The 24,883-nt window shown below is 56.9% G+C and carries 18 protein-coding genes and 1 pseudogene; 16 read left to right on the top strand and 3 right to left on the bottom strand.

Translation table 11 applies throughout. The features are described from left to right. Positions 1-16: 16 nt before the first annotated feature. Positions 17-1,237 (bottom strand): patatin-like phospholipase family protein, encoded by a 1,221-nt coding sequence (locus QN378_RS21885; RefSeq protein ID WP_322204740.1) that lies wholly within the window; start codon positions 1,235-1,237, stop codon positions 17-19. A gap of 10 nt (positions 1,238-1,247) precedes the next feature. Next, a complete protein-coding gene (locus tag QN378_RS21880; RefSeq protein WP_322206898.1) occupies positions 1,248-2,195 on the bottom strand; it encodes a lipid A biosynthesis lauroyl acyltransferase in 948 nt (315 codons plus the stop codon). Positions 2,196-2,313: 118 nt separating this feature from the next. Here QN378_RS21880 and minC point away from each other — a divergent pair, with 118 nt between their 5' ends. The 6 genes from minC to QN378_RS21850 all read left to right on the top strand — a co-directional run bounded on the left by minC (position 2,314) and on the right by QN378_RS21850 (position 8,638). After that, complete coding sequence (gene minC / locus QN378_RS21875) at positions 2,314-3,054, top strand: septum site-determining protein MinC (protein ID WP_322204741.1); 741 nt, start codon at positions 2,314-2,316, stop codon at positions 3,052-3,054. A gap of 199 nt (positions 3,055-3,253) precedes the next feature. Then, positions 3,254-4,069 (top strand): septum site-determining protein MinD, encoded by an 816-nt coding sequence (gene minD / locus QN378_RS21870; protein WP_322204742.1) that lies wholly within the window; start codon positions 3,254-3,256, stop codon positions 4,067-4,069. Next, positions 4,066-4,320: a cell division topological specificity factor MinE gene (gene minE, locus QN378_RS21865; RefSeq protein WP_322168238.1), complete on the top strand. Its 255-nt coding sequence runs from the start codon at positions 4,066-4,068 to the stop codon at positions 4,318-4,320. Before minD ends, minE begins: the two co-directional genes overlap by 4 nt. 95 nt (positions 4,321-4,415) lie before the next feature. Next, a complete protein-coding gene (locus tag QN378_RS21860) occupies positions 4,416-5,051 on the top strand; it encodes an RluA family pseudouridine synthase (RefSeq protein ID WP_322204743.1) in 636 nt (211 codons plus the stop codon). A 107-nt stretch (positions 5,052-5,158) separates the two neighbouring features. Continuing rightward, positions 5,159-6,448: a M18 family aminopeptidase gene (locus QN378_RS21855; protein ID WP_322204744.1), complete on the top strand. Its 1,290-nt coding sequence runs from the start codon at positions 5,159-5,161 to the stop codon at positions 6,446-6,448. A gap of 39 nt (positions 6,449-6,487) precedes the next feature. After that, positions 6,488-8,638: a mechanosensitive ion channel domain-containing protein gene (locus tag QN378_RS21850; protein ID WP_323550593.1), complete on the top strand. Its 2,151-nt coding sequence runs from the start codon at positions 6,488-6,490 to the stop codon at positions 8,636-8,638. 16 nt (positions 8,639-8,654) lie between these two features. Here the strand turns inward: QN378_RS21850 and QN378_RS21845 are convergent, their stop codons facing one another. Continuing rightward, a complete protein-coding gene (locus QN378_RS21845) occupies positions 8,655-9,371 on the bottom strand; it encodes a UTRA domain-containing protein (protein WP_322204746.1) in 717 nt (238 codons plus the stop codon). A 360-nt stretch (positions 9,372-9,731) separates the two neighbouring features. Here QN378_RS21845 and QN378_RS21840 point away from each other — a divergent pair, with 360 nt between their 5' ends. The 10 genes and pseudogenes from QN378_RS21840 to QN378_RS21795 all read left to right on the top strand — a co-directional run. Continuing rightward, positions 9,732-10,799, top strand: coding sequence for an ABC transporter substrate-binding protein (locus tag QN378_RS21840; protein WP_322204747.1), 1,068 nt, complete (start codon positions 9,732-9,734; stop codon positions 10,797-10,799). Between the two features lie 119 nt (positions 10,800-10,918). Continuing rightward, complete coding sequence (locus tag QN378_RS21835; protein WP_322204748.1) at positions 10,919-11,725, top strand: alkaline phosphatase family protein; 807 nt, start codon at positions 10,919-10,921, stop codon at positions 11,723-11,725. Continuing rightward, the gene (locus QN378_RS21830) at positions 11,722-12,564 is read left to right on the top strand and encodes an ABC transporter permease subunit (RefSeq protein WP_322204749.1); all 843 of its coding nucleotides are present in this window, start codon (positions 11,722-11,724) and stop codon (positions 12,562-12,564) included. The genes QN378_RS21835 and QN378_RS21830 overlap by 4 nt, the downstream gene beginning before the upstream one ends. Then, positions 12,551-13,351 (top strand): ABC transporter permease, encoded by an 801-nt coding sequence (locus tag QN378_RS21825; protein ID WP_322204750.1) that lies wholly within the window; start codon positions 12,551-12,553, stop codon positions 13,349-13,351. Before QN378_RS21830 ends, QN378_RS21825 begins: the two co-directional genes overlap by 14 nt. Beyond that, positions 13,348-14,337, top strand: a complete 990-nt coding sequence (locus tag QN378_RS21820) for an ABC transporter ATP-binding protein (protein ID WP_322204751.1) — start codon at positions 13,348-13,350, stop codon at positions 14,335-14,337. Before QN378_RS21825 ends, QN378_RS21820 begins: the two co-directional genes overlap by 4 nt. 49 nt (positions 14,338-14,386) lie before the next feature. Next, positions 14,387-15,040: an HAD family hydrolase gene (locus QN378_RS21815; protein WP_323550594.1), complete on the top strand. Its 654-nt coding sequence runs from the start codon at positions 14,387-14,389 to the stop codon at positions 15,038-15,040. Positions 15,041-15,363: 323 nt separating this feature from the next. After that, positions 15,364-19,326, top strand: a complete 3,963-nt coding sequence (locus QN378_RS21810; protein ID WP_322204753.1) for a hypothetical protein — start codon at positions 15,364-15,366, stop codon at positions 19,324-19,326. A 78-nt stretch (positions 19,327-19,404) separates the two neighbouring features. Further along, a complete protein-coding gene (locus tag QN378_RS21805) occupies positions 19,405-20,325 on the top strand; it encodes a hypothetical protein (protein ID WP_322204754.1) in 921 nt (306 codons plus the stop codon). 34 nt (positions 20,326-20,359) lie between these two features. Further along, the gene (locus QN378_RS21800) at positions 20,360-21,973 is read left to right on the top strand and encodes a hypothetical protein (RefSeq protein ID WP_322204755.1); all 1,614 of its coding nucleotides are present in this window, start codon (positions 20,360-20,362) and stop codon (positions 21,971-21,973) included. Positions 21,974-22,031: 58 nt separating this feature from the next. Next, positions 22,032-24,883 (top strand): annotated as a pseudogene (locus QN378_RS21795) (Ig-like domain repeat protein); the annotation flags it as partial.

The raw sequence follows: 24,883 nt of genomic DNA, 5'->3' as shown, positions 1-24,883 counted from the left end.
ATGTACCGGCCAAGCCTCACCCCAACCGCAAAAACTGCTTCAGTTGATCGCTTTGGGCCAAGGCATCACGGCGACCCAATTCAATCAGTTCGCTGCAATATCCCGCCTCGAATAGCAAATAACTCAGCACCCCGGCACCACTGGTTTTAGTCGCCCCCGGCCCACGCAGGAACGTGCGCAGCGCAGGGGGCAGCTCATGGCGATGACGGGCGGCGATTTCATCAATAGGCTGACTCGGCGAAATCACCAACACCTCCACCGGCGCCAAGCCCAACGTACGTATTGGTTGCCCCCCCGGCAGCAGATGGCTCAGCATATTTAGCCTTTCCAGCAACTCTATATCGCTTTCGAGGCTATCGATAAACGTACTGTTGAGCATGTGTCCGCCGATCTGCGCGAGGGTCGGTTGCGTGCCGACCTTCACTCGTTGTATCGAGCTATTGGTTTCAATACCGCGCGGGTTACCGCTGACCCCTACCACCAATACTCGGTTCGCCCCTAAGTGCAGCGCCGGACTGATTGGCGCTGATTGCCGCACCGCGCCGTCGCCAAAAAACTCCTGATCGATTTTGACCGGGGCGAACAGCAGAGGAATCGCTGAACTGGCGAGCAGGTGATCCACCGTTAACTGGGTGGGCAAGCCGATCCGGCGATGACGCAGCCACGAATCGATAGTGCCTTTGCCCTGATAAAACGTCACCGCCTGCCCCGACTCGTAACCGAAGGCCGTCACTGCCACTGCGCGCAGATGCTTGGCTACAATGGCGCGATCAATACCCTCCAGGTCCAAACGCGCGTTTAGCAGCTCACGCAGCGGTGAACTGTTTAGCAACGCCACCGGGACTTGCGAGCCCACACCTAACAAACTGTGGCCGACGAAGCGAGTCGCCTGTCGAATCACACCCGCCCAATCACTGCGCAACACTTGATGGCTGCGAAAGCCTTGCCAAAAATCGACCAACTGATGAACCGCTGAACAAAAATGCGCCGCGCCGCTTGCCAGCTTGACTGCGTTAATTGCGCCTGCCGATGTTCCCACGATCACCGGAAAGGGATTGGGCGTACCCGCAGGCATCAGTTCGGAGATCCCGGCAAGGACGCCAACCTGATAGGCCGCACGTGCGCCGCCACCCGATAGAATGAGCCCGGTGATGGGCTCGGATGCGCTATTGATAGCGACCCCACCGGCCAACTCAGCGGGGTTGGGGCTAGTGTGTTCTGCGGCGCGGATCGGCATTTTCTATTGATTAACCTTTCTTTTGAAGATCCCGCCTCTTATACAGCTTCGGCTCCCCCGGTGGTCGGCTTTTGAAGCGTCGATGAGCCCACAGATATTGGGCCGGACATTCCAAGACGGCGCGCTCTACAAACTGGTTGATCCGTAAGCAATCGACCTCATCGCTTTCGCCTGGAAAATCGCTCAACGGCGGATGAATCACCAGCCGATAACCGCTGCCGTCATCCAAACGCTGCTGAGTAAACGGAATCACTATGGCGCGGCCCAGCTTGGCGAACTTGCTGGTGGCCGTTACCGTGGCGGCCGCAATACCAAAGAACGGCACAAACACACTTTGTTTGGCGCCGTAGTCCTGGTCCGGCGCGTACCAGATAGCGCGCCCGGCTCGCAGAACTTTGAACATGCCGCGCACGTCTTCGCGCTCCACAGCGAGAGAGTCCAGATTGTGTCGTTCACGGCCACGACGCTGGATGTAATCAAAGAGTGGGTTGTCATGTTCGCGGTACATGCCATCAATGGTGTGCTTCTGGCCCAACAACGCTGCGCCGATTTCCAGCGTGGTGAAGTGCAGCGCCATGAGGATCACGCCCTTGCCGTCCAGTTGCGCTTGCTTCAGGTGCTGCAAACCTTCGACCTGGGATAACTTGGCCAACCGTGCAGGGGACCACCACCAGCTCATGGCCATTTCAAAAAAAGCGACGCCGGTGGAGGCAAAGTTTTCCTTCAATAACTGTTTACGTTCGTCGGATGAAAGGTGTGGAAAGCACAATTCCAGGTTTCGCCCGGCAATGCGCCGACGGTCATCAGCGAACCGGTACATCACCAGACCCAGAGCCCGGCCCATCGCCACAAGCACCCCAAAAGGTAACTGAACGACCAGCCAGAGCAGGCCCAGGCCTGCCCAGAGCGGCCAGAAGCGTGGATGAAGAAAATGAGCTCGAAATCGCGGGCGGTCCATTAAAGCTTCCGTCAAGACAATGGCCGCGCATTCTACATCGTTCAGCTTGGCTTGCGGCTGGCGGGCGTTCTGGTTATAAGTCTCGGCACTTTTAGTGACAAGCTGCTTAATGCCGACCATGAGCCAAATCGAATTGCACGACCAGGATCCAGTGTTCCAGTTGAAGGGCAGCATGCTCGCCATCACGGTGCTTGAGCTGGCCCGAAACAACCTCGAAGCCCTTGATCGCCAACTGGCGGCAAAGGTCGCCCTGGCCCCCAACTTTTTCAGCAATACGCCGTTGGTATTGGCGCTAGACAAGCTGCCCGCTGGCGAAGGTGCGGTGGACTTGCCGGGCCTGATGCGCGTTTGCCGTCAACATGGCTTACGCACTTTGGCTATTCGCGCCAATCGCATTGAAGACATCGCGGCCGCGATCGCCATTGATCTGCCAGTGTTGCCGCCGTCCGGTGCTCGGGAACGACCGCTGGAGCCTGCCGAGGGCGATACGGTTAAGAAAAAACCCGAAAAACCACCTGAGCCGACGCTCAAACCGACCAAGATCATTACCTCCCCTGTGCGCGGCGGCCAGCAGATTTATGCCCAAGGCTGCGACCTGGTGGTCATCGCCTCGGTCAGCCCCGGCGCGGAACTTCTGGCCGATGGCAACATCCATGTGTATGGCCCAATGCGCGGTAGAGCGCTGGCCGGAATCAAGGGTGACACCAAGGCCCGGATTTTCTGCCAGCAGTTGGGTGCTGAACTGGTCTCCATCGCTGGGCAATACAAGGTGTCCGAGGATCTGCGCAGAGATCCGCTGTGGGGTGCCGGGGTACAGGTAAGCCTGTCCGGTGACGTGTTGAACATCACCCGTCTTTAACGGATACTGCCGCTTTTTTAAAGCATCTCTGATTCGTCGCAAAATCGTAGCAAATGTCGTTGGAAATCGAGAAAACGCGGGATTACCTGCCCGTTAAACCTGTTTTAGCTTTCACGATTTTTAGCGTTGCTCGGCTGTGCCGTTTCAAAGAGGTGCCCTTCAGGGACTAACTGTCCTTTTCCTCTAGGGGTGAAACACCTTGGCCAAGATTCTCGTGGTTACATCCGGCAAGGGTGGTGTGGGTAAGACCACCACCAGCGCCGCTATCGGTACCGGTCTCGCTTTGCGCGGCCACAGAACAGTGATTGTCGACTTCGACGTCGGCTTGCGTAACCTGGATTTGATCATGGGCTGTGAACGCCGTGTGGTGTACGACTTCGTTAACGTGGTAAACGGCGAAGCGACACTTACCCAGGCCTTGATCAAAGACAAGCGCCTGGAAAATCTTTACGTGCTGGCCGCCAGCCAGACTCGCGATAAAGACGCACTGACCCTAGAGGGCGTTGAAAAAATCCTTATGGAGTTGAAGGACACGTTCGAATACGTAGTCTGCGACTCCCCGGCAGGCATCGAAAAAGGCGCGCACCTGGCGATGTATTTCGCCGACGAAGCCATTGTCGTGACCAACCCGGAAGTGTCTTCGGTGCGTGACTCGGACCGTATGCTTGGTCTGCTGGCAAGCAAGTCCCGTCGGGCCGAGAAAGGCGAAGAGCCGATTAAGGAGCACTTGCTGCTGACTCGATACAACCCTGAGCGCGTCACTAAAGGTGAGATGCTCGGCGTTGAAGACGTTGAAGAAATCCTCGCCATCCGCTTGCTGGGCGTGATCCCGGAGTCGCAAGCGGTACTGAAGGCGTCCAACCAGGGCATCCCGGTCATTCTTGATGACCAGAGCGACGCCGGTCAGGCCTACAGCGATGCTGTAGACCGTTTACTGGGCAAAGAAGTGGCACACCGGTTTATTGATGCGCAAAAGAAGGGTTGGTTTCAGCGAGTCTTTGGAGGTCGTGAATGAATATTTTTGACTTCTTTCGTGACCGCAAAAAAGAAAGCACAGCCTCGGTAGCGAAAGAGCGTCTACAGATCATCGTGGCGCATGAACGCGGCCAACGTAGCACCCCGGATTACCTGCCTGCGCTACAAAAAGAGCTGGTAGAAGTGATCCGCAAGTACGTCAACATCGAGTCTGACCAAGTGCATGTCGCTCTGGAAAGCCAAGGCAGTTGTTCCATTCTGGAACTCAATATCACCCTTCCAGATCGTTGATCCGGAAGGTGCCAACGGCGGTAATGCATACCTTCTGATCAAGCAGGTGCGCACTACCGCCGTTGGCGTTTCTAGCGTTTCGAGGTTCGTTGCACATGCCGTTGTCGAACATCCGCTTCATTCATCAGGACGCCGGCGTTCTGGTGGTCGATAAGCCGACCCTGCTGCTTTCCGTCCCCGGCCGTGCCGATGACAACAAGGATTGCCTGATTACCCGCCTGCAGGAAAACGGTTACCCAGAAGCCCGCATCGTCCATCGTCTGGATTGGGAAACCTCGGGCATCATCCTGCTGGCCCGAGACGCCGATACCCATCGCGAGCTGTCGCGGCAGTTTCATGACCGCGAAACCGAAAAGGCTTACACCGCGCTGTGCTGGGGCCAACCGGAGCTGGACAGCGGCAGCATCGATTTACCGTTGCGTTACGACCCCCCGACCAAACCCCGGCACGTGGTTGATCATGAATTCGGAAAGCACGCGCTGACGTTTTGGAAAGTGCTTGAGCGTTGTGGCGATTATTGCCGCGTGGAACTGACGCCTGTTACAGGGCGTTCGCACCAATTACGAGTGCATATGCTGTCAATCGGCCATCCGTTGTTGGGCGATGGGTTGTACGCGCATCCGCAAGCGCTGGCGGCCTTCCCGCGCCTTTGCCTGCACGCCAGCATGCTGAGCTTCACCCATCCACAAACTGGCGAACGTTTGCGTTTTGAGTGCCCTGCGCCGTTTTAAAAACAAACTGATTCCTTCTACAGATCAGATACGCGCAATATGCACCGTGTGACCACACGACGCAGGCCAATACGGTAAACTCGCGCCATCGCTGTCTGGAGTTACTTATGCGCGAAGCGCTGAATCAAGGCCTGATCGATTTTCTCAAGGCCTCCCCTACCCCTTTTCATGCCACCGCCAGCCTAGTCCAACGTCTGGAAGCGGCCGGTTATCAGCGTCTCGATGAGCGCGAGACCTGGACCACCGAAGCCGGCGGGCGGTATTACGTAACCCGTAACGATTCGGCAATTGTCGCGTTCAAGCTGGGCCACCTCTCACCCGTGATCGGCGGCATCCGACTCGTCGGCGCGCACACCGACAGCCCTTGCTTGCGGGTCAAGCCACAGCCTGAGCTGCAACGTCAGGGCTTCTGGCAGTTGGGGGTCGAAGTATATGGAGGTGCGTTGCTCGCCCCGTGGTTCGACCGCGACTTGTCGCTGGCAGGTCGGGTGACCTTCCGCCGTGACGGAAAGGTCGAAAGCCAACTGATCGATTTCCAGCTGCCCATCGCCGTCATTCCAAGCCTTGCGATCCACCTCAACCGCACCGCCAATGAAGGCTGGGCGATCAATGCCCAAAATGAGTTGCCGCCAATTCTGGCACAGGTCGCCGGTGATGAACGCGTAGACTTCCGCGCCTTACTTACCGATCAACTGGCCCGCGAACACGGCTTGAACGCCGATGTGGTGCTGGACTACGAACTGAGTTTCTACGACACCCAAAGTGCGGCTGTTATTGGTCTGCACGGAGATTTTATTGCCGGTGCACGGCTCGACAACCTGCTGTCGTGCTTTGCCGGTTTGCAAGCATTGCTGTCCACCGAAACCGACGAGACGTGCCTGCTGGTGTGTACTGACCACGAGGAAGTCGGCTCGTCCTCTACCTGTGGCGCAGATGGCCCGATGCTGGAGCAGATCCTTCAGCGCCTGATGCCCGATGCCGAAGATTACGTAAGGACAATCCAAAAATCGCTGCTGATCTCGGCGGACAACGCCCATGGCATTCACCCGAACTACGCAGAGAAGCACGACAGCAATCACGGCCCCAAACTCAACGCCGGCCCCGTGATCAAGGTCAACAATAACCAGCGTTACGCCACCAGCAGCGAAACCGCGGGTTTCTTCCGCCATTTGTGCATGGCGCAAGAAGTCCCGGTGCAGAGCTTTGTGATGCGCAGCGACATGGCGTGCGGCTCGACCATCGGGCCGATCACGGCCAGTCATTTGGGAGTTCGCACCGTGGACATCGGCTTGCCAACCTTCGCCATGCACTCGATCCGTGAACTAGCGGGCAGCCAGGACCTGGCGCATCTGGTAAAAGTATTAACGGCGTTTTACGCGAGCCATGATTTGCCATGACGCAGCCCCTGTCACTTCGCTTTTGAGGTTCTCTGCCCAGTGCCTGTTTTTCTTCGCGCGTTCCTGCTCTGCTTTCTGGGTTTGCTGCCCTTCACCACCGCTCATGCGCTAACCCTGCCGGGCATTCTTGCGGAGTCGTCAAAAGCCCAGCCTCAAGCGCAAGAGCCACTAGGGCAATCGCTGGACGATGTGATCAAGACTCTGGAAAACGATCAACAGCGCACTAAGCTGCTCGATGACCTGAAAAAGCTTCGCGACAACACCCGAAAAGCCCAACCCCCGGCAGAGACAGGCGTGCTAGGCCTAATCGGCAGCACCCTCAGCAGCTTCGAGACGCAGTTTTCAGGCGAAGACAGCCCGGCCAATCGTTGGTCCGAAGAACTCTTCTTGGCACGACAGGAGTTCGTCGCGCTTACGCCACCGGCTGATCAATGGTTACCGGTGATCCTAGGTTTCGCGGTTGTGCTCACAATTTGGGGCCTATTGGCGGCGGGGCTGATCTGGTTCGGCCACCGGGTGCGCGTTCGTTATGGTCTGTCAGAAGACCTGCCACAAAACCCGCGAATCTGGGACATGCTGCGCTTCGCCCTGCGAAAGTTGGGGCCGTGGCTGGTGGCACTGATCATCACAGTGTACTTGAGCTATTCGCTGCCCTCCTCGCTGGGCAAAGACCTGGCAATGGTGTTGGCCTACGCGCTGGTGGTCGGCACATTGTTTTCTGCAGTGTGCGTGATTGCCTTCTCGCTGCTGGACGGTCCCCATCGCCACCGCGCACTGTTTATTCTGCGCCATCAAGCGTTTAGGCCGCTGTGGACCATCGGCAGTTTTGCAGCGTTCGGCGAAGCGTTAAGCGACCCACGCTTGATTGCCAGCCTCGGCGAGCATCTGGCGCATACCGCCGCGACGTTCGCCAATGTCATGGCGGCGATCTCCACCGGGCTATTCATTCTGCGTTTCCGCCGACCTATTGCGCACTTGATTCGCAATCAGCCGCTGGCTCGCCGTCTGACTCGCCGAGCGTTGAGCGACACCATTGAAATTCTCGGCACCTATTGGTACGTGCCCGCGCTGATGTTGGTCGGCGTGTCATTGTTTGCGACCTTTTTTTCGGCCGGCGATACCAGCACCGCCTTGCGTGAGGCGCTGATTTGCACGGTACTGCTGGTGCTGTGCATGGTCATCAACGGCTTGGTACGGCGCCATGCATTGCGCCCGCATCACGGCTACAAACGCCATGCGCTGTACTCTGAACGGCTGAAAAACTTCGTCTACACCTTGGCACACCTTTCGGTTTGGCTGCTGTTTACCGAGCTGGGCCTGCGCGTGTGGGGGCTGTCATTGATCCGCTTTGCCGAGGGCGACGGACACGAAATTGTGGTCAAGTTGTTTAGTCTCGGTGGCACCTTGTTGTTCGCATGGCTGGTCTGGATTCTTAGCGACACCGCCGTGCATCACGCACTGACCCGCTCGCGAAAAGGCGTGGCCAACGCCCGAGCACAAACCATGATGCCGCTGATCCGCAACGTGCTGTTCGTGGCCATTTTCATCATCGCGCTGATAGTCGCGCTGGCGAACATGGGCATGAACGTGACCCCGCTGCTGGCCGGCGCGGGCGTCATCGGCCTGGCCATCGGCTTCGGCGCGCAATCATTGGTGGCGGACTTGATCACTGGCCTGTTCATCATCATCGAGGACTCGTTGGCCATCGATGACTACGTGGACGTTGGCGGGCACATGGGCACAGTAGAAGGGCTGACCATTCGCACCGTACGTTTGCGTGACATTGACGGCATTGTTCACACCATCCCGTTCAGCGAAATCAAGAGCATCAAAAACTACTCGCGGGAATTTGGTTACGCGATCTTCCGCATCGCCATTCCATTCAACATGAACATCGATGACGCCATAAAGATAATCCGCGAGGTCGGACACAAAATGCGCGCCGATCCACTGGAACGACGCAGTATCTGGTCACCGCTAGAGATTCAGGGTATCGAAAGTTTTGAATCTGGCAGTGCCGTATTGCGGGCGCGCTTCAAGACGGCGCCGATCAAACAATGGGAAGTGTCGCGGGCGTTCAATTTGATGTTGAAGCGACATCTGGATGAAGCGGGGCTGGATCTGGCGACGCCAAGGTTGAGTGTGCAGGTAAACGCGCTGGCGGGCAGTGTGACAACAGTGGAAACATAACCCCGGTAAACAAGTCTTAGCCCTCCACCACCGCGCTCACATGTATCGCATCATGGCGCCAATATTCGATATCGCAGTCAATCAGCCTACCCTGCTGATCATGGTTAACCCGTTCGATGCGTAAGCCTGGGCTACCCAGCGACACTTTCAACGCCGCTGCCGCGTCGATCTGTAACGCCGTCGGGACCATTTCAAAGCGAACCTTCCCGTATCGAATGCCATAGTGGCTCGCATATAACTCGGTCAGGGATTGATTCAGATCGAAGTTCAGTATCTGTGGAAAATACTCCGGATTGAGGTAGTGCTCCACATACAGCACTAATCGTTGATCGATCCGCCGCGCTCTGCAGATCTGGATCACGCTGGAAAATGCCGGCAGTTGCAGCAACCCGCACATCTGCGCCGACGCCGGTAGCAGGCGCGCAGAAATCACTTGGGTTTCAGCCACCCGGCCCTGAGCCCTAACCATGGCGTGAAAGTGACTACGGCGCATCAAATCATAAGCCAGGCGCGGCGGTGAAATAAACCAGCCACGCCGTTCTTCGCGGTACACCAACCCCTGCGCTTCCAATTGCAACAATGCTTCGCGCACCGTGATGCGTGTGGTGTCGAACAGTTCGCTGAGCTTGCGCTCGGCGGGCAATTTGCTACTGGGTGGTAAAAGACCGTGTTCAATCTGTTCCTGCAAGGCCAGACCGATGGCTGTCACCGCTTTTGGAGCATCTTCGCGCATCAACGTTACCTATCTGGACTAGTCCAGCTCCGTTATTGGGCAGAACCAAGGGTAAATACCGTCCTGCTGCTCTTAACAAGCGTAGTCACTCCTCATGACTGATAGATGACAAGCTGTTGAAATCCGTTATCAAAAACCATTTTTAAAAATACTAACTTAATAAATATCAATTACTTAACTGTGGTCTACGCTTATTCACCACAGCAGGTGGTTAGCTGGGCATCACCATTGCAGAACGGATGCCGACATTAAAGTGTCATGCACTACGCCTAGATTGGCTCATGTATTGCTGACCTAGACCAACCCAACCGCATCACCGTCGATAAAAATGCAGCGTTATAACGCCCTAAGGAGCTTCGGATGAAACATATTTTCCTGGCATCACTGTTAAGTTCGACCATTGCCCTGTGCACCGCAGCCACGGCAGCAGAAACCGACTTGCAAACCCTGGAGGCCGCCGCCAAAGCGGAAGGTGCGGTTAATAGCGTCGGCATGCCCGATGACTGGGCCAACTGGAAAGGCACGTGGGACGACCTGGCCAAAACCTATGGCCTGAAACACATCGACACCGACATGAGCTCGGCGCAAGAAGTCGCCAAGTTTGCGGCGGAAAAAGACAACGCCAGTGCGGACATCGGTGATGTTGGCGCCGCATTCGGGCCTATCGCTGTGAAGCAGGGCGTCACCCAGCCGTACAAACCAAGTACCTGGGCTCAAGTCCCGGATTGGGCTAAAGACAAAGACGGTAACTGGGCCCTGGCCTACACCGGCACCATCGCGTTCATCATCAACAAGAAATTGCTGCACGGTTCCGACGCCCCGAAAAGCTGGGCTGATCTGGAGAAAGGCAAATACAAAGTCTCCATCGGTGACGTAAGCACCGCCGCTCAAGCCGCCAATGGTGTGCTGGCTGCCGCGATTGCCAAAGGTGGCGATGAAAAGAACATCGAACCGGCGCTATTGATGTTCAACAAGCTCGCAAAGGAAGGTCGTTTGTCACTGGCTAACCCGACCATTGCCGCCATGGAAAAAGGCGAAATCGAAGTCGGCGTCGTTTGGGACTTTAACGGTTTGAGCTATCGCAACAAGATGGTCAATAAAGACGACTACGAGGTGCTGATCCCGTCTGACGGCTCAGTAATTTCAGGCTATACCACCATTATCAACAAATACGCCAAGCACCCGAATGCAGCCAAACTAACGCGTGAATACATCTTCAGTGATGCAGGCCAAATCAACTTGGCACGAGGCAATGCGCGTCCAATCCGCGCTGATCACTTGAAGCTGCCCGCTGACGTGCAGGCTAAACTGTTGCCCAACGAGCAATACAAGAACGTGACACCGATCAAAGATGCAGACGCTTGGGAAAAAACCGCCAAGTCGTTGCCGAAGAAGTGGAACGAGCAAGTCATTATTGACATGAAGTAAGACCCTTTCGCGGGCAGGTCTGATTCCACTGGATACATGACGTACATGAATCTACCGGGGAAGCAGGCTTGCCCGCGAACGGATTTGGTGAGTACATCTGCAAACACGGAGCCTTCCCCATGAAACACAACGTCATCCTGGTGCTGCTCGATGGGCTTAATCATAAGGTCGCCCGAAACACTCTGGGCCATCTCCAAGCCTACGCCAGCGCAGGACGCGCGGTGTTATACAAAATGGAGTGTGAGTTACCGGCACTTTCAAGACCGCTTTATGAATGCATCCTTACCGGCGTGAAGCCAATTGACAGCGGCATCGTCCACAACAACGTTACGCGGCTGTCGAACCAACGCAGCATCTTTCATTACGCCACTGAGGCAGGCCTCACTACCGCCGCAGCGGCCTACCATTGGGTCAGCGAGCTGTATAATCGTTCGCCGTTTAACCCGGCCCGGGACCGTCATACCGATGACACCAGCCTGAAGATCCAGCACGGGCACTTCTACTACAACGATCATTACCCGGATTCGCACTTGTTCGTTGACGCCGAAAGCTTGCGTTTACGGCACCTGCCCAACTTCCTGCTGGTGCACTCCATGAACATCGACGACGCCGGGCACAAGCACGGCCTCGACACCCCGCAATACCGCAACAGCGCGCGTACCGTCGACATGATTCTTGCCGAACACCTGAAAAACTGGCTCGACGCCGGTTATCAGGTAATCGTTACGGCCGACCACGGCATGAATAATGACCGTTCGCACAATGGTTTGCTTCCGGAAGAGCGCGAGGTGCCGCTGTTCGTCATCGGAGACGCCTTCAGCCTTGAGCCCAATGCCGCCCCAAAGCAGACAGAAATGTGTGGCACCATCTGCCAATTGCTCGGGATTGCCCACGACAAAACAGTATGCAAGGAGCTGTTGAAGTGAAGTCAGTCCGCGGCAAATGGCTGGCCGCACTCTGCCTGGTGCCCTTCGCCGTATTTTTTATCGTGTTTCAGATCGCACCGCTGGTGTGGGTGCTGATCAACAGCGTGCAGTCGGAAGACGAAGGCTGGGGGCTGGCAAACTTCATCGAAATTTTCAGCTCACGGTTTTATCTGCAAGCCATTGGTCACAGCCTGGAAATCAGTTTTTGGTCCAGTGTGTTCGGGATACTTATCGCGGTACTGGGCAGCTACTCCCTGCGCCGAGTCGATTCGCGGCTGCGCAATTTCGTCAATGCGTTCGCCAACATGACCAGCAACTTTGCCGGTGTGCCGTTGGCGTTTGCCTTCATTATCTTGCTGGGGTTCAACGGCACCATCACCATCATGCTCAAGCAGGCCGGGATTATTCAGGACTTCAACCTGTACTCGGAAACCGGTCTGATTATTCTTTACACCTACTTCCAGATCCCGCTGGGCGTGTTGCTGCTGTATCCGGCTTTTGACGCCCTGCGCGAAGACTGGCGGGAATCGGCTTCGCTGCTCGGGGCCAGTGGCTGGCAGTTTTGGCGGCACATCGGCTTACCGGTGCTGACCCCCGCACTGATCGGTACCTTTGTGATTTTGCTGGCTAACGCCCTTGGCGCCTACGCCACGGTGTACGCGTTGACCACGGGTAACTTCAACGTGCTGCCGATTCGTATTGCGGCCATGGTCTCCGGCGACATCACCCTTGATCCAAACATGGCCAGCGCCCTGGCAGTGATTCTGGTGGGCTTGATGACCTTGGTGACCATCGTCCATCAATGGCTATTGAAGAGGAGCTACCATGTCGCGCGCTGAATCTGGTACCGCCGTCGTGTACCACCGCGTCGTGGTTTATTTGTTATTCATCATTCTGCTGTTGCCACTGGCTGGCACCTTGATTTATTCATTGGCCAGCAGTTGGTCGGCGACCATTCTGCCCAGCGGGTTTACGTTCAAATGGTACGAGCAGCTGTGGAGTGATCCGCGCTTCTTGCATGCGTTTGGCCAATCGCTGCTGGTGTGTGTCGGTTCGCTGATACTCTCGGTGGTACTGATTCTGCCGCTACTGTTCGTGGTGAATTACCACTTTCCCAAGCTTGATGCCCTGATGAACATCCTGATCCTGCTGCCGTTCGCCGTGCCGCCGGTGGTGTCTTCGGTAGGCCTGTTGCAGCTATACGGCTCCGGGCCGTTTGCCATGGTGGGCACTCCGTGGATTTTGATCGGTTGCTACTTCACCGTGGCGTTGCCGTTCATGTACCGGGCGATCACCAATAACCTGCAAGCGATCAACCTGCGCGACCTGATGGACGCCGCCCAATTGCTCGGTGCCAGCACTTGGCAAGCCGCCATTCTGGTGGTACTGCCCAACCTGCGCAAAGGGCTGATGGTCGCGCTGCTGCTGTCATTCTCCTTCCTGTTCGGTGAATTCGTGTTCGCCAACATTCTGGTCGGTACCCGTTACGAAACCTTGCAGGTCTATCTCAATAACATGCGCAACAGCAGCGGCCATTTCACCAGCGCGCTGGTGATCTCGTACTTCATGTTCGTGCTGGTACTGACCTGGGTTGCCAATTTACTGAACAAGGACAAAGACCAATGAGTTTCGTCAGCGTCGAACACCTGCAAAAGAACTACGCCAGCACTGCGGTGTTCAGTGACATCAATTGCGAGATCAAAAAAGGTGAATTCGTCACCCTCCTCGGCCCTTCCGGTTGCGGTAAATCCACCCTGCTGCGCTGTATTGCCGGCCTGACGTCAGTCACCAGTGGGCAGATTTTATTAGATGGCCAAGACCTCGTTCCGGTATCGCCGCAAAAACGCGGTATCGGCATGGTCTTTCAAAGTTATGCGCTGTTTCCCAACATGAACGTCGAGCAAAACGTTGCGTTCGGCTTGCGTATGCAAAAGGTCAACGCTGATGACAGCCGCAAACGCGTCAGCGAGATTCTTCGGCTGGTGGAGCTAACAGACTTCGCCAATCGCTACCCGCATCAGATGTCTGGCGGCCAGTGCCAGCGCGTGGCGTTGGCCCGCTCGTTGGTGACCCAACCACGCTTGTTGCTGCTGGATGAACCGCTGTCAGCGCTGGACGCAAGGATTCGCAAACATCTGCGCGAACAAATCCGCGCTATTCAGCGTGAATTGGGCCTGACCACCATTTTCGTGACCCATGATCAGGAAGAAGCGCTGACCATGTCTGACCGGATTTTCCTGATGAACCAGGGCCGGATCGTGCAGAGCGGCGACGCTGAAACTTTGTACACCGCGCCTATCGATGTGTTCGCAGCAGGCTTCATCGGCAACTACAACCTGCTTGATGCCAACAGCGCCAGCCGTCTGTTGCAACGGCCGATCAACACCCGTCTGGCGATTCGCCCGGAAGCCATCGAACTGAGCCTGAGCGGCGAACTCGACGGCGAAGTACGCAGCCACAGCCTGCTGGGTAACGTCATCCGCTACCGGGTCGAAGCCCGCGGCGTGGAACTGGTGGTCGACGTCCTCAACCGCTCCGCTGACGACCTGCACCCAGACGGTCGGCGCGTAACACTAAGCATCGATCCTTCGGCGCTGTGTGAAGTTGCCTAGAAACAACGCCGCACTAACCAGGGATTGGAACATTTAGAGGACAGCAGTAATGGCTTTAGCAATTTTTGACCTGGACGAAACCTTGATTGGCGGCGATTGCGCCAGCTTGTGGAGCGAACAGATGGCGCGCCTCGGCTGGGTCGACAAAGAATCGTTTATGCGTAAAAACGACGAACTGATGGCCGCTTACAGCAAAGGCGAGCTGGCGATGGAGGACTACATGGCCTTCAGCCTGGAACCCATGGCCGGGCGCACCCCGGAAGAAGTCGATCACTTGGTCGAGCCCTGGGTTGAAGACTTTATCGAACCGATTATTTACAGCGAAGCGTGTACCGCCATTGCCAACCACCGCGCAGCCGGCGACCGGATCCTGGTGATCTCCGCCTCGGGCACGCATCTGGTCAAAGCCATCGCCGCACGGATTGGCATTGATGAAGTGCTGGGTATCGAACTGGAAGTCACTCACGGCGTGTACAGCGGCGCCACCACCGGCGTCTTGACCTACCGCGAAGGCAAAGTCACCCGTTTGATGGAATGGCTCGCAAGTGAAGTCGAAACGCTGGACGGCGCGAGCTTTTATTCAGATTCGCGTAATGACTTGGCGCTGTTGTTGAAGGTTGAGCACCCGCATGTGGTTAATCCTGATCCTGCGCTGCGTGAATACGCTGAAAAGGAAGGATGGCCGATTCATCGTTGGTCATAGCGGACTGAGCTTTTGCGCTTGGTTTGAAAAACCACTCCATCCCGGTGTTCGAATACCGGGTTTACTATGTCGGCGATCAACAAGGGCCGGAGTGCGAACGTTGAGTTGTCACGATTGATGGCGCAAACAGAAAGCGCCTCAAACTGATCTTCGTAAACGTACTGGTCCGCCGTGAAGGCTTCGAAAACGATGAACGGTCCGCCTTAACGTGGCCGACAAACGGACCGTTTTTTCGCTAAAACCTGTCATTTCTGACAGTAGGCAGCTCCATAATTTAGGCATTCAATAACGAGGTATCCATCCCCTAGACAGGAAGTCTTACCATGAACACCGACCTCTCTGTTTCACCTGACTCCAGCGTTGAGCCACTTGCCCTCCCCAATCTGGAAATCCCTGGCCACACTGGCCCTCTTCCAGACGGAGCATGGGGCATTAACGTTGCCGCCGCCGCGGATAATTTCCCGGACAGAGGCTTGCAGTTGTACATCGGGCCTTGGACTCCCATGAGCCAGGGCGACAACCTGGAGGTTTTAAGGGGCAGCGATGTTGTCGGATCGGAACGAATCAATCTTGATCAGGAGGGTCAGCGGATCGTCATGTTCATTCCGACGGCACGCTTGACCAACGGCGCCACGACGTTGAGCTATCGAGTAACACGATTGGGAAGTAACCCGGAAACCTCTCAAGAGGTAAAGGTTTACGTCAAACTTGATCGCCCGGGCGGACACGACCAAAACGGTGATACGCCGGGCCACTCTGAACTGCAGTTGTCCCTCCCGATTGAAATCGTTCAGGGTGGCGTGGATAAGGACACTGCCAAGAAAGGGGTGCCCGTCACGATTGAGCCGTACCCGAACATCGCAGAGAATGATGTCATCCGCTTGAGTTGGGGCGGGCAGTTCGTGCCTCACACGGTGACCAAAGACCAAGCCACAACCCCTAAGAGCAATCCCATCGTAATCACTGTGGACGAAACCGTCATTCTCGCGGCCGGTGATTCGGGGTCGGATGGGTTGGCGGTCGCCTTCGAGGTGTACGACGTTGTGGATAACCGGTCCGAGGATTGGAGTGCCGAAATACGCATCGTAGTGGATACCGGCAGTTCACGCGCCGAGGCCCCGATCATCAAGGAGGCCTTCAACAGTGTTTTGGATCTGGATGCGTTGGGTGACTCTCCAGTAACGGCGCAAGTCATCGTCACGGGCGTTAACTTCGCCAAGGACGACCAACTGATCGTGAACCTAAAAGGTACGACAGCGGACGGCACCCCCCTAGACATCATGCTGCCGTCCAAAACCATTACTAGCGTTCCTAGCGTGGTGGAAATCTCGGGATTCAACGCCGAGGTTCGCTCATTGGCCCAAACTCAGGCCGTGTTCACCTACCGGATCATCAAAGCCAATAGCTCCCCCGACATTCTTTCTAAAGGCAGCTTCATTAGCATCATCGGAGAGATCGCACGCTTGAAGCCTCCCGTAGCCCTGGACGCCATGCAGGGCGCACTTGATCCCATGCTACCCACAGCTCGTATAGAAATAGCCTGGGATGATTCCATGGAGGATGGCCAGACCATCGAGCTGAAATGGCTCGGCACCCGCCCGGATTTGAGCATCTACTTACCTGAACTGCCCCTACACCCGATCACCCACAACGAAACCACAAACAAGCTACCCATTGTCATGCGTGTTCAGGGCTTGCATCTCACCGCTATCAAGGGCGGTACGCTGGAGCTCTACTACCTCATCGAGAGCGACGGCCTCCTGCGGGAATCCTTGCACGCCACGCTGTTGACCGTGGGCGAGCCCCTGGCGGAATTACCGGTACCGACGGTCGTCGGCCAGGTTGATGGCATATTGAAGCCTGCGGATGTACCCGATGGCACTCAACTGATCGTGCCCCTGTACAACGGCATTCACAGTGGCGACCAAGTGCACTACGAATGGCAGGGCTCCAAGACCGGGCCCGACTCAGACTGGATAAAGCTCAGTACCGAGACCGCCAAACACCCGGTGCCGTTCGAGATCGGGTTCGATCTGATCGAGGGCAACGACGGCGGTACCGTCCAGGCGTCATATTGGGTAGAGCGTTGGAACAACGGGGGCACCAGTGCCTCCGACGCATTGAGTTTGCAAATCGGCGAAGGGCAGCAGGCGCTGCTGCAAGTGACCCTGGAGGGCGCGAACGACGGCGAACTGAATATCGACGATGTACCCACCGGTGGAGCGCGCGCTGAGGTGGCGGCGTATGACGTCATGGCAGCCGGTGACCAGGTGTATTTCAAGTGGGTCGACGACAAAGGTTCGGCACCTTACGAAAACAGTAAATCGGTCACTGGCAACATGGTTGGTAAACCCGTCGTGTTCACGGTTCCTTATGCAACTGTGACCACTAGTCTTAGGGCTAACGTTACTGTGACCTGTCGATCCGAACTCATTAAAGGCGGCGAGTTGGGTTCAGACCCGCTTAAATTTTCGGTCAGTAAAGGCGCAGGCGCCAAGTTGCCAGCCCCCATTATTGTTGAAGCCAAAGGCACTGACACCCTCAACCCCAATGATGCCTTGAGCGGTGCCACGGTGCTGATTGGCGCCGGCGCCGCGTTGCAAAAGGGGGATACCGTACTACTGGATTGGAGAGGCCAACCAGGGCCGGGTTCGATCAAACTAACGGTTCCGGTGACCGGCAATGGCGAGCTGCGTATCCCCGTGGTCTATGCCACCGTGCACGCCAATGACGGCTTCAGCATTGAACTTGATTACACCGTTCTACGGGCTGCGGGCAGCACAGACGGCCCTTCGAACCTTGCCGAGTACAACGTTTTGAGCCAGGCCGGTTCCGGCACGTTAAACGTCATGGGCGCTCGCTACAGCCGCAGCAGTTACCGAGCATCGGGGGCGGCACGTCTGTTGAGCGCCTTCGACGCCAAGACCCAGCAACCGCTCATGGCGCAATGGCAATATCAGGGCGAGACCACCGAGACAACCGCCACGACCTTGCGTGACAGCCAACCCTGGAAACCCCTGCGAGTAAGTTCGGCTAATGATTCAGTCACGTTGAATCCGGCCAATATCATCGGTAATGGCATCGATACCGAAATTGCCGGCCGCGCTGCGCTGGTTGCACTCCGCAATTCAGGCGATATGGTGGCTTGGGGCCATCCCGATACCGGAGCAAAAATCCCATCAACCATCATCACACTGAGCGACATTGTCGAAGTTCGTAGTACCCGCAGTGCCTACGCGGGGCGACGGATCAATGGTCAGGTAGTCGTCTGGGGCACGGAGGCGGAAGGGGGCGCCATGAACGGCGTCTCACCGGCCGACTTCGTTGAAGTAACCAGCAATAGCTGGGCCTTTGTCGGTATCAAGACCACTGGTCATATGGTGGCTTGGGGCGCTGCTGCCTACGGTGGCGAGGTACCAGCACCGATTAATAGCTACACAGATATCACGCGGATCTGCGGTGCCGGGTCAGCGTTTGCGGCGCTGCGCCGGAGCGGCGAAATGGTGGCCTGGGGGAACGCAGAAATGGGAGGAACGGTTCCTTCAGACATCGCGGAATTGACCGATATCGTGGAGGTCATGGGAAACTACGGGGCATTTGTCGCCTTGCGGGGCAACGGTCGCATTGTCGCTTGGGGCAATGCCACCTGCGGCGGGACAGTCCCCGACGAGATCGCCTCGATGACCGACATTATAGAGTTGAGCTGCGCTAATACCACGGCCTTCGCCGTGCGCCGTGCCACTGGGCAAGTGGTGGCTTGGGGGTTTCCCAGCTTTGGCAACACGCCGCCGCCCTTAATAGCCGCCTTAACCGATATTGTTGCAGTGGCGAGCAACTCGGAGACCTTCGTCGCCATCAGAGGCAACGGCCATGTGGTGGCTTGGGGTGGCAGAGCGGAAAGCGGTAGAGACATTCCTGAGGACATTGCCAGGTTGGACGACATTGTGCAGGTGGCCGGGTCATCGGAAGCCTTTGCAGCGCTGCGCAAAAACGGAACCGTGGTCGCCTGGGGTGACGTCACTTTGGGGGGCGACACCTCGGCGGTCTCCACTCAACTGACCCAGGTGCAAGCCCTATACGGCAACACTCACAGCTTCGTCGCCCTGACCTCCGATGGGCGCGTCGTAACCTGGGGTCATCCTACGGGTGGCGGTGACAGTAGCACCGTGCAAGACCAATTGGTGGGCAAGGTTACCTACTTGGCGAATGCGGCATCGCGCGGCAGAGCCTTGCAGGCAAGTCGATGGTCGGCCCGTAACGCCAGTCCAGCGATCAGAGCCCGATAACGTTCCTGTGACCCTGAATACTCTCGGCACACCACACATGGGCCGAGCGTATTCACGGACATCGACAAGGAGTCGATCATGAAGCGCAACCGCAAAGCCGCTCCTAGACTCACCCTTCTCGCGCCCAGTGTGGACGAGGCGCCGAACGGGGTGCTGGATCCCGCTAACCTGCCAGCAGACGGAGCCACGGTCAGAATCAAACCCTACGACAACATGGCGTACCTTGATCATGTTTATTTAAGTGTCGGCGACTATGCGGACGACATCCGAATCAGCCAATCCGCCGCCGGTAAGGACGTCGCCTTTGCGGTACCTGCCCAGGTGTTCTCAGAAAGCGCGGACAATCCGATTCTGTTGAGTTATGAGGTTCAGCCTTATCAAGGTGAACGGGTATCGTCGCAGCCCTTGGAACTCGCCCTCGGTGGCGGTTTTGAGGGAGAAGTCAATGTCGATCTCAGCGCGGAAAACTACATTGTTTCGAGCATAAAACCGCCCCTAGTAACGCCCGCGTTTGCCCGTATGTCATTCGACGCGACCTGGGGTGTCAGCCCTTATGCCTACAGCAGCAGCGACTTGACTATCGCCAGCGTGAATGCAACCACTGGCGAAGTGACGGCAAACCTCAATGGCTCGTGCCAGATTACGGCGGTCGATGCTGGCGGTGAGTCACGCAGCTATACATTGATCATCAAGGGCATCAAACACCTTCACTTTCTGAGCGGTAGTGCGGACTGGGACGGCTTGCAACGCACTTGCCAGGCGGCGAACTTGAGCCCAGTTTCGCTGGCGCAAATCAGGCGGTTCTGGACCTTGTATTACCCGAGCAGCGGAGCGGTAGCCAGTTACCTGGGATGGCTGAATTACCCCGTCTGGACCGGTGATGTGCTGGGCGCCGATACCGCGTGGGCCTACGACCTCAATGGTTCGCAGGTCAACGAGAATGCGAGCAGCTACAGCGCCGATACCTTTCTCCCGGCCGTGGGCATTTCGTTGGGGTGAATGACGTCTCGGAAAACAAGGAGGTTTAATTGACATGGATATGCACATTCGGCGGATCAAGGGCCTGCTGCTGGTGCTATTACTCAGCAGCAGCACTGTTCACGCCATCACCGGTCCTGAGATCGCGCAGCTTCTCAATACCCGCTATAAAAGCACCCCGGCTGCTTGCGTCGGCAACCATCCCGCTTTTTTTTGCAGTGGCGTGCTGGTCAGAGGCGTACCGTCGGAACCCGCCGGTGGTTTCTGGAAACATACGGCCGATGCCATCACCTTGGGCGCCGAAGATTTTTCCTATCTACGAGCGGATATAGGTACCCGGGCACTCGCGCAAAAAAATGGCGTCGTATTCAGTGATCCATTCACGGCCATCAGCCAGGGTAAGACACTGGAGGTGTTATGCGCCTATCCGTTTGCCACCGGCGTCGAAAGCAACCGCCCTGACAATGGATGCGGATTGCCAGCACGCGCGAACCCGGCGGCAGAGGATCTGTCCTCATGCAGCGCGTTAGGTATTGTCGACGCCTCAGGCGGGCTGGCACACTTTCAACAGCAAAATTATCAGCCAACGCGCCAATGCTCCCTGAGCAGCCGTGTCCCCGAACAATTCAAGGCCAGCCTTGAAGCGCATGAACGCATCGACACTGAGCAGTCAGCCAAACCTAACGAACTGCTGATCAAAAACTGGGACGATCAGGCGCCACTGCTCATCCCCATTGACGCGTTGTTTTATGACCTGACCCAGACCGACGCGCTACTTGGTGCCCAACTGGATCAACGGGATTACTTCAACTCGACAGGCCAGTGGCTGCCGATTTTACGCATGGACCTGACGGATTCTGGCGCCGGAGTCTTCGGTTTCAATCTGCAGGATCAGTTGTATATCGGCTATGAAGTGGCATCCCGGCTCAATGCTCGGTATGCCGACACCTCACCGGAATGTCCTGATGGCCGGGCGAGTTTTTATTGCAATGGCGTCTTGTTTCGCTCTACCGAAGCTACGACAGCCTTCCATGCCTGGGACCCAAGTCCGAGTTCGAATAGCAGCAACGGTGTTTCGTTTTCCTACGGCCGGGTTGATGTGGGATTTACAAACCTGGTTTACAACCGACCGTTCGGCTTTATGTTTAAGGAGTTCTCAACGCCGAGCGCTTATTCCCCAATCCTACGCTGCGCCTACCCTTATGACGCAGGTACTACAGGTTCTCCAGATGCCTGCACGTTTAGAGGTGTTTGCGACGCATTGGGTGTGACGACCCTCGCAGCCTGGCAAGCGCAATATTCAACTACACCAAACCAAAGCTGCGCCTTTACGGCAACTGCTCCGCAATTTCAGTTAAGTATCGAAGTTCGGACCCTATTGCCCAGCCTCCAGCAAAGCTGGAACGAAATCATGATAGCCGCCTGGCCGCAAGACATCCCCAGTCAGCTCCCCCTCGAAGCGCTGTTCTATCAATCGGGGACCACGGGCCTTGAGCCTGCGCAATTCATCCAGCGCGATTACTTCCAACAAACCCGACGCTTCTTGCCTATCGTCACCATGACGTTGACGGCCACGGACGGCCGAATATTCAACTACAACCCGCAGGAGCAAATAGCCGCAGGAAAGCCCTCTGCACAACGCAGTTCCATGGGCTCCAGTGGGTATTAGCTGTTTTTACCCAATCAACTTACACCGCCCGCCCCCCGGGCCGACAAGGACGTTTATCATGACCAGCTTCAAGCCCTTCCTGTTTCCACCGATCAACCGTGACATCACCACCCTCGCGCTGCGCCCGCTGCTGATTGCGGGCATGGTGATGCCCGTCGTCGGCGGCGATGGCGGGGTCAATATTTCCATCGTCACTGACGACCCGGGGGGAGTACTCAGCGTCATCGATCCCTATCAGGAGATGCGAGCAGGCGACCGGCATCGTATTTTCTGGGAGGACGTGGAAATCGCCTTCAAAGAGGTGCTACTTACCGAGGTCAACGAGCGACTGTTCATTTATCTGCCCATTGAAAAAATACTCCCCGACTGGGCCGAAAAAGTGCTCTACCAACTGACCCGTGTCGGCAGTAATGTCCCTGAAGACTCGGTCCCCCTACGGGTGCGGGTCAAGCTCGATCGTCCGGGGGGAACGGATAAAGATCCGCACCTACCCGGGCATTCGGAACTGAAGAAACCCAAACTCCCACAGGACGTCATCGATAACGGCGTCGATGCCGCCTGGGCCGCCAGAGGCGTGCCGGTGGAAATCGAGCACTACCCGTTTCGGGCTGCACGCGACACCGTTTCACTGAAATGGGGCAGCGTTATCCTTCACCAGCAGGTGACTGAAGACCAGGCCAATGGCACCGCACCCATCACTCTGCTGGTCGATCAGGCGGCCATTCTGGCCGGCGGCGACAGCGCTGCGCTGTTGGTGGAGTACGAGGTGTTCGATGAAGTCTGGAACTTCTCCTCAGATTGGTCCCTCAGCACAAACGTGTTGGTCGATGCCGGCGCCTGGCGCCTGGACGCGCCAATCATCAAGGAAGCGGTCAACGGCGACATCGATCTGATCAGCCTGGCCAAGAAGGACGTGACGGTACAAATCATCGCGAGGGGGGGCCCCTATGCGGCGGGCGATACCATTACCCTGACCTGGATCGGCACACCGCAGAGCGGCAAACCCATCGTGCATACCGAGGCGGTGGTCTTGACCAATATACCGACGGTGCTCGAGCTGAAAGTCCCCTATGCCGATATTCGTGCTATCGCACGAGGCACCGGGGATGCGTCCTATGTGCTGACCAAGGCCAACGGCGATCCACCGCAGTCTTCCAAACGCACCTTTGCCCGAGTGATTGGTGACACTTCACAGTTACCGGCCCCCAGCATCATCCAAGTCGTTGGCGAGCTGCTGGACCCGACGACTCCGGTGGCGAATGTTCAGGTCCCCGCGTATCCCGGGATGAACAATGGCGATCTCATCGATGTGATTTGGCTGGGCACCACGGCCAGCGGTACACCTTACTTGCATGAAATGACACACACCGTGACCGAGGGTGAGAAAGGAAAAATCATCACCCTGCCCGTGCGCAATACCCATATTGCGCCGCTGGACCGCGGCACGCTCGACCTCTACTACCGGGTCTCCAATGACAAGTACGCGCTGTTTGCGGTGAGTGAATCCGAACATCTGCTGCTCAAGGTCGAACAGATTCGTGCCGACCTGCCAGCACCCAAGGTAGTCGAGGCCCCTGACGGCGTGCTCGACCCGGCCTTGGTGCCCGACAGCGCCACCTTGCTGGTGGACTACCTTGGCACCGCGACCGGCGATGTGCTGACCTATTACTGGACCGGAAAACCGGGCGACGGCAGCGCCAGTGATTGGGTGCCCATCACCACACCCATTGCCGGGAAGCCAATCACTTTCAGAATTGAACAGGCGCTCATCGCGTCTAATCTCAATAGTCTGGTCAAGGTGCGCTATACCCTCCAACGTGCCGCCACCGGCCAGTTCAGTTATTCGGCCACACTGGAGTTGATCATCGGCTCCTTGATCGGCGAATTGCCTGCTCCTGACGTACTTGAGGCGCCGACGCGAGTGCTGGATCCAATGGCTGCCCTCAACGGCGCCACCGTGCGAGCCCAGTACGAAAGCATGCAAGACATTCCTGCGGACATCATTACGCTGAATTGGTTGGGCACGCCCGGTGCGGGAACCTCCCAAGACCTCGAGCTGCCTGGCAATGCCATCGGCTATGTCGATTTCAAGGTACCGGCCTCGGTGGTCGGCCCCAACATCGGCAAACAGGTCGAGGTCAGCTATGACGTGTCTCGTTCCGGGCAATCGAGTTCATCCGATCTACTGGAGCTGATGGTCAGCACTTTTCAGGATCCGGAAAACCAATTGCCGCGACCTCGCATCACCCAGGCGAATGACGCCAGCAAGGTGTTGATCCTGAGTTCATTCACCGGCAATGCGCAGGTAACAGTGGGCAAATGGCCGTTTAGTGCCGCCCGGCAGCGGGTATGGTTGCGCCTCGAAGGCAAGACCTCTACCGGCGCGATTTACACCATCGTCTTGCTGACGGGGGTCGAAGTGTCCGCCGCCCAGGCCAGCAGCGGCCTTAACGAGACACTGCTGCGAAGTGAGCTTGAAAAGCTGGGGCATGATTCGCAACTGACCGTCGTGTGCAAGGTGACCTTTGACGGTGCCGTTGATGAAAACTCGGCCATCGAATTTCCCAGAGCGGCTTACACCTTCAAAACCTTCGACGATTCAGTTGCGCCAACCATCGCCAGCGTCAAGGATTCCAAAGGCACCGAGATCCCCAATGGCAGTACGACCTTCGACACCAGCGTGACACTGGCGGGCAAGGCGGCCCCCAGCCAACGGGTCGAGATCTTCGACAGCACCACGTCAAAAGGCACCGCCACGGTCAATGCCAGTGGTGACTGGACCCTCTCCCTCACGGGCCTGACACTGACCAGTCACAGCATCACCGCCAAGGCAGTATATGGCAGCAATCCGGTGTCCGCCGCGCGCACCTTTACGGTCGCCGTCGCCACCGCGCCAACCATCGCCAGTGT

Source organism: Pseudomonas sp. 10S5 (assembly GCF_035019745.1).
Taxonomy (GTDB): domain Bacteria; phylum Pseudomonadota; class Gammaproteobacteria; order Pseudomonadales; family Pseudomonadaceae; genus Aquipseudomonas.
The sequence above is the reverse complement of the archived record's forward strand: the minus strand, read 5'-3'. Positions and strand labels throughout refer to the sequence as shown.

What these genes read in the sequence shown, in the direction of transcription:
- QN378_RS21885 (WP_322204740.1), bottom strand. Translation starts at nt 1,237, where the DNA reads ATGCCGATCCGCGCCGCAGAACACACTAGCCCCAACCCCGCTGAGTTG.
- QN378_RS21880 (WP_322206898.1), bottom strand. Translation starts at nt 2,195, where the DNA reads ATGGACCGCCCGCGATTTCGAGCTCATTTTCTTCATCCACGCTTCTGG.
- minC (WP_322204741.1), top strand. Translation starts at nt 2,314, where the DNA reads ATGAGCCAAATCGAATTGCACGACCAGGATCCAGTGTTCCAGTTGAAG.
- minE (WP_322168238.1), top strand. Translation starts at nt 4,066, where the DNA reads ATGAATATTTTTGACTTCTTTCGTGACCGCAAAAAAGAAAGCACAGCC.
- QN378_RS21860 (WP_322204743.1), top strand. Translation starts at nt 4,416, where the DNA reads ATGCCGTTGTCGAACATCCGCTTCATTCATCAGGACGCCGGCGTTCTG.
- QN378_RS21855 (WP_322204744.1), top strand. Translation starts at nt 5,159, where the DNA reads ATGCGCGAAGCGCTGAATCAAGGCCTGATCGATTTTCTCAAGGCCTCC.
- QN378_RS21845 (WP_322204746.1), bottom strand. Translation starts at nt 9,371, where the DNA reads ATGCGCGAAGATGCTCCAAAAGCGGTGACAGCCATCGGTCTGGCCTTG.
- QN378_RS21840 (WP_322204747.1), top strand. Translation starts at nt 9,732, where the DNA reads ATGAAACATATTTTCCTGGCATCACTGTTAAGTTCGACCATTGCCCTG.
- QN378_RS21835 (WP_322204748.1), top strand. Translation starts at nt 10,919, where the DNA reads ATGAAACACAACGTCATCCTGGTGCTGCTCGATGGGCTTAATCATAAG.
- QN378_RS21825 (WP_322204750.1), top strand. Translation starts at nt 12,551, where the DNA reads ATGTCGCGCGCTGAATCTGGTACCGCCGTCGTGTACCACCGCGTCGTG.
- QN378_RS21820 (WP_322204751.1), top strand. Translation starts at nt 13,348, where the DNA reads ATGAGTTTCGTCAGCGTCGAACACCTGCAAAAGAACTACGCCAGCACT.
- QN378_RS21815 (WP_323550594.1), top strand. Translation starts at nt 14,387, where the DNA reads ATGGCTTTAGCAATTTTTGACCTGGACGAAACCTTGATTGGCGGCGAT.
- QN378_RS21810 (WP_322204753.1), top strand. Translation starts at nt 15,364, where the DNA reads ATGAACACCGACCTCTCTGTTTCACCTGACTCCAGCGTTGAGCCACTT.
- QN378_RS21805 (WP_322204754.1), top strand. Translation starts at nt 19,405, where the DNA reads ATGAAGCGCAACCGCAAAGCCGCTCCTAGACTCACCCTTCTCGCGCCC.
- QN378_RS21800 (WP_322204755.1), top strand. Translation starts at nt 20,360, where the DNA reads ATGGATATGCACATTCGGCGGATCAAGGGCCTGCTGCTGGTGCTATTA.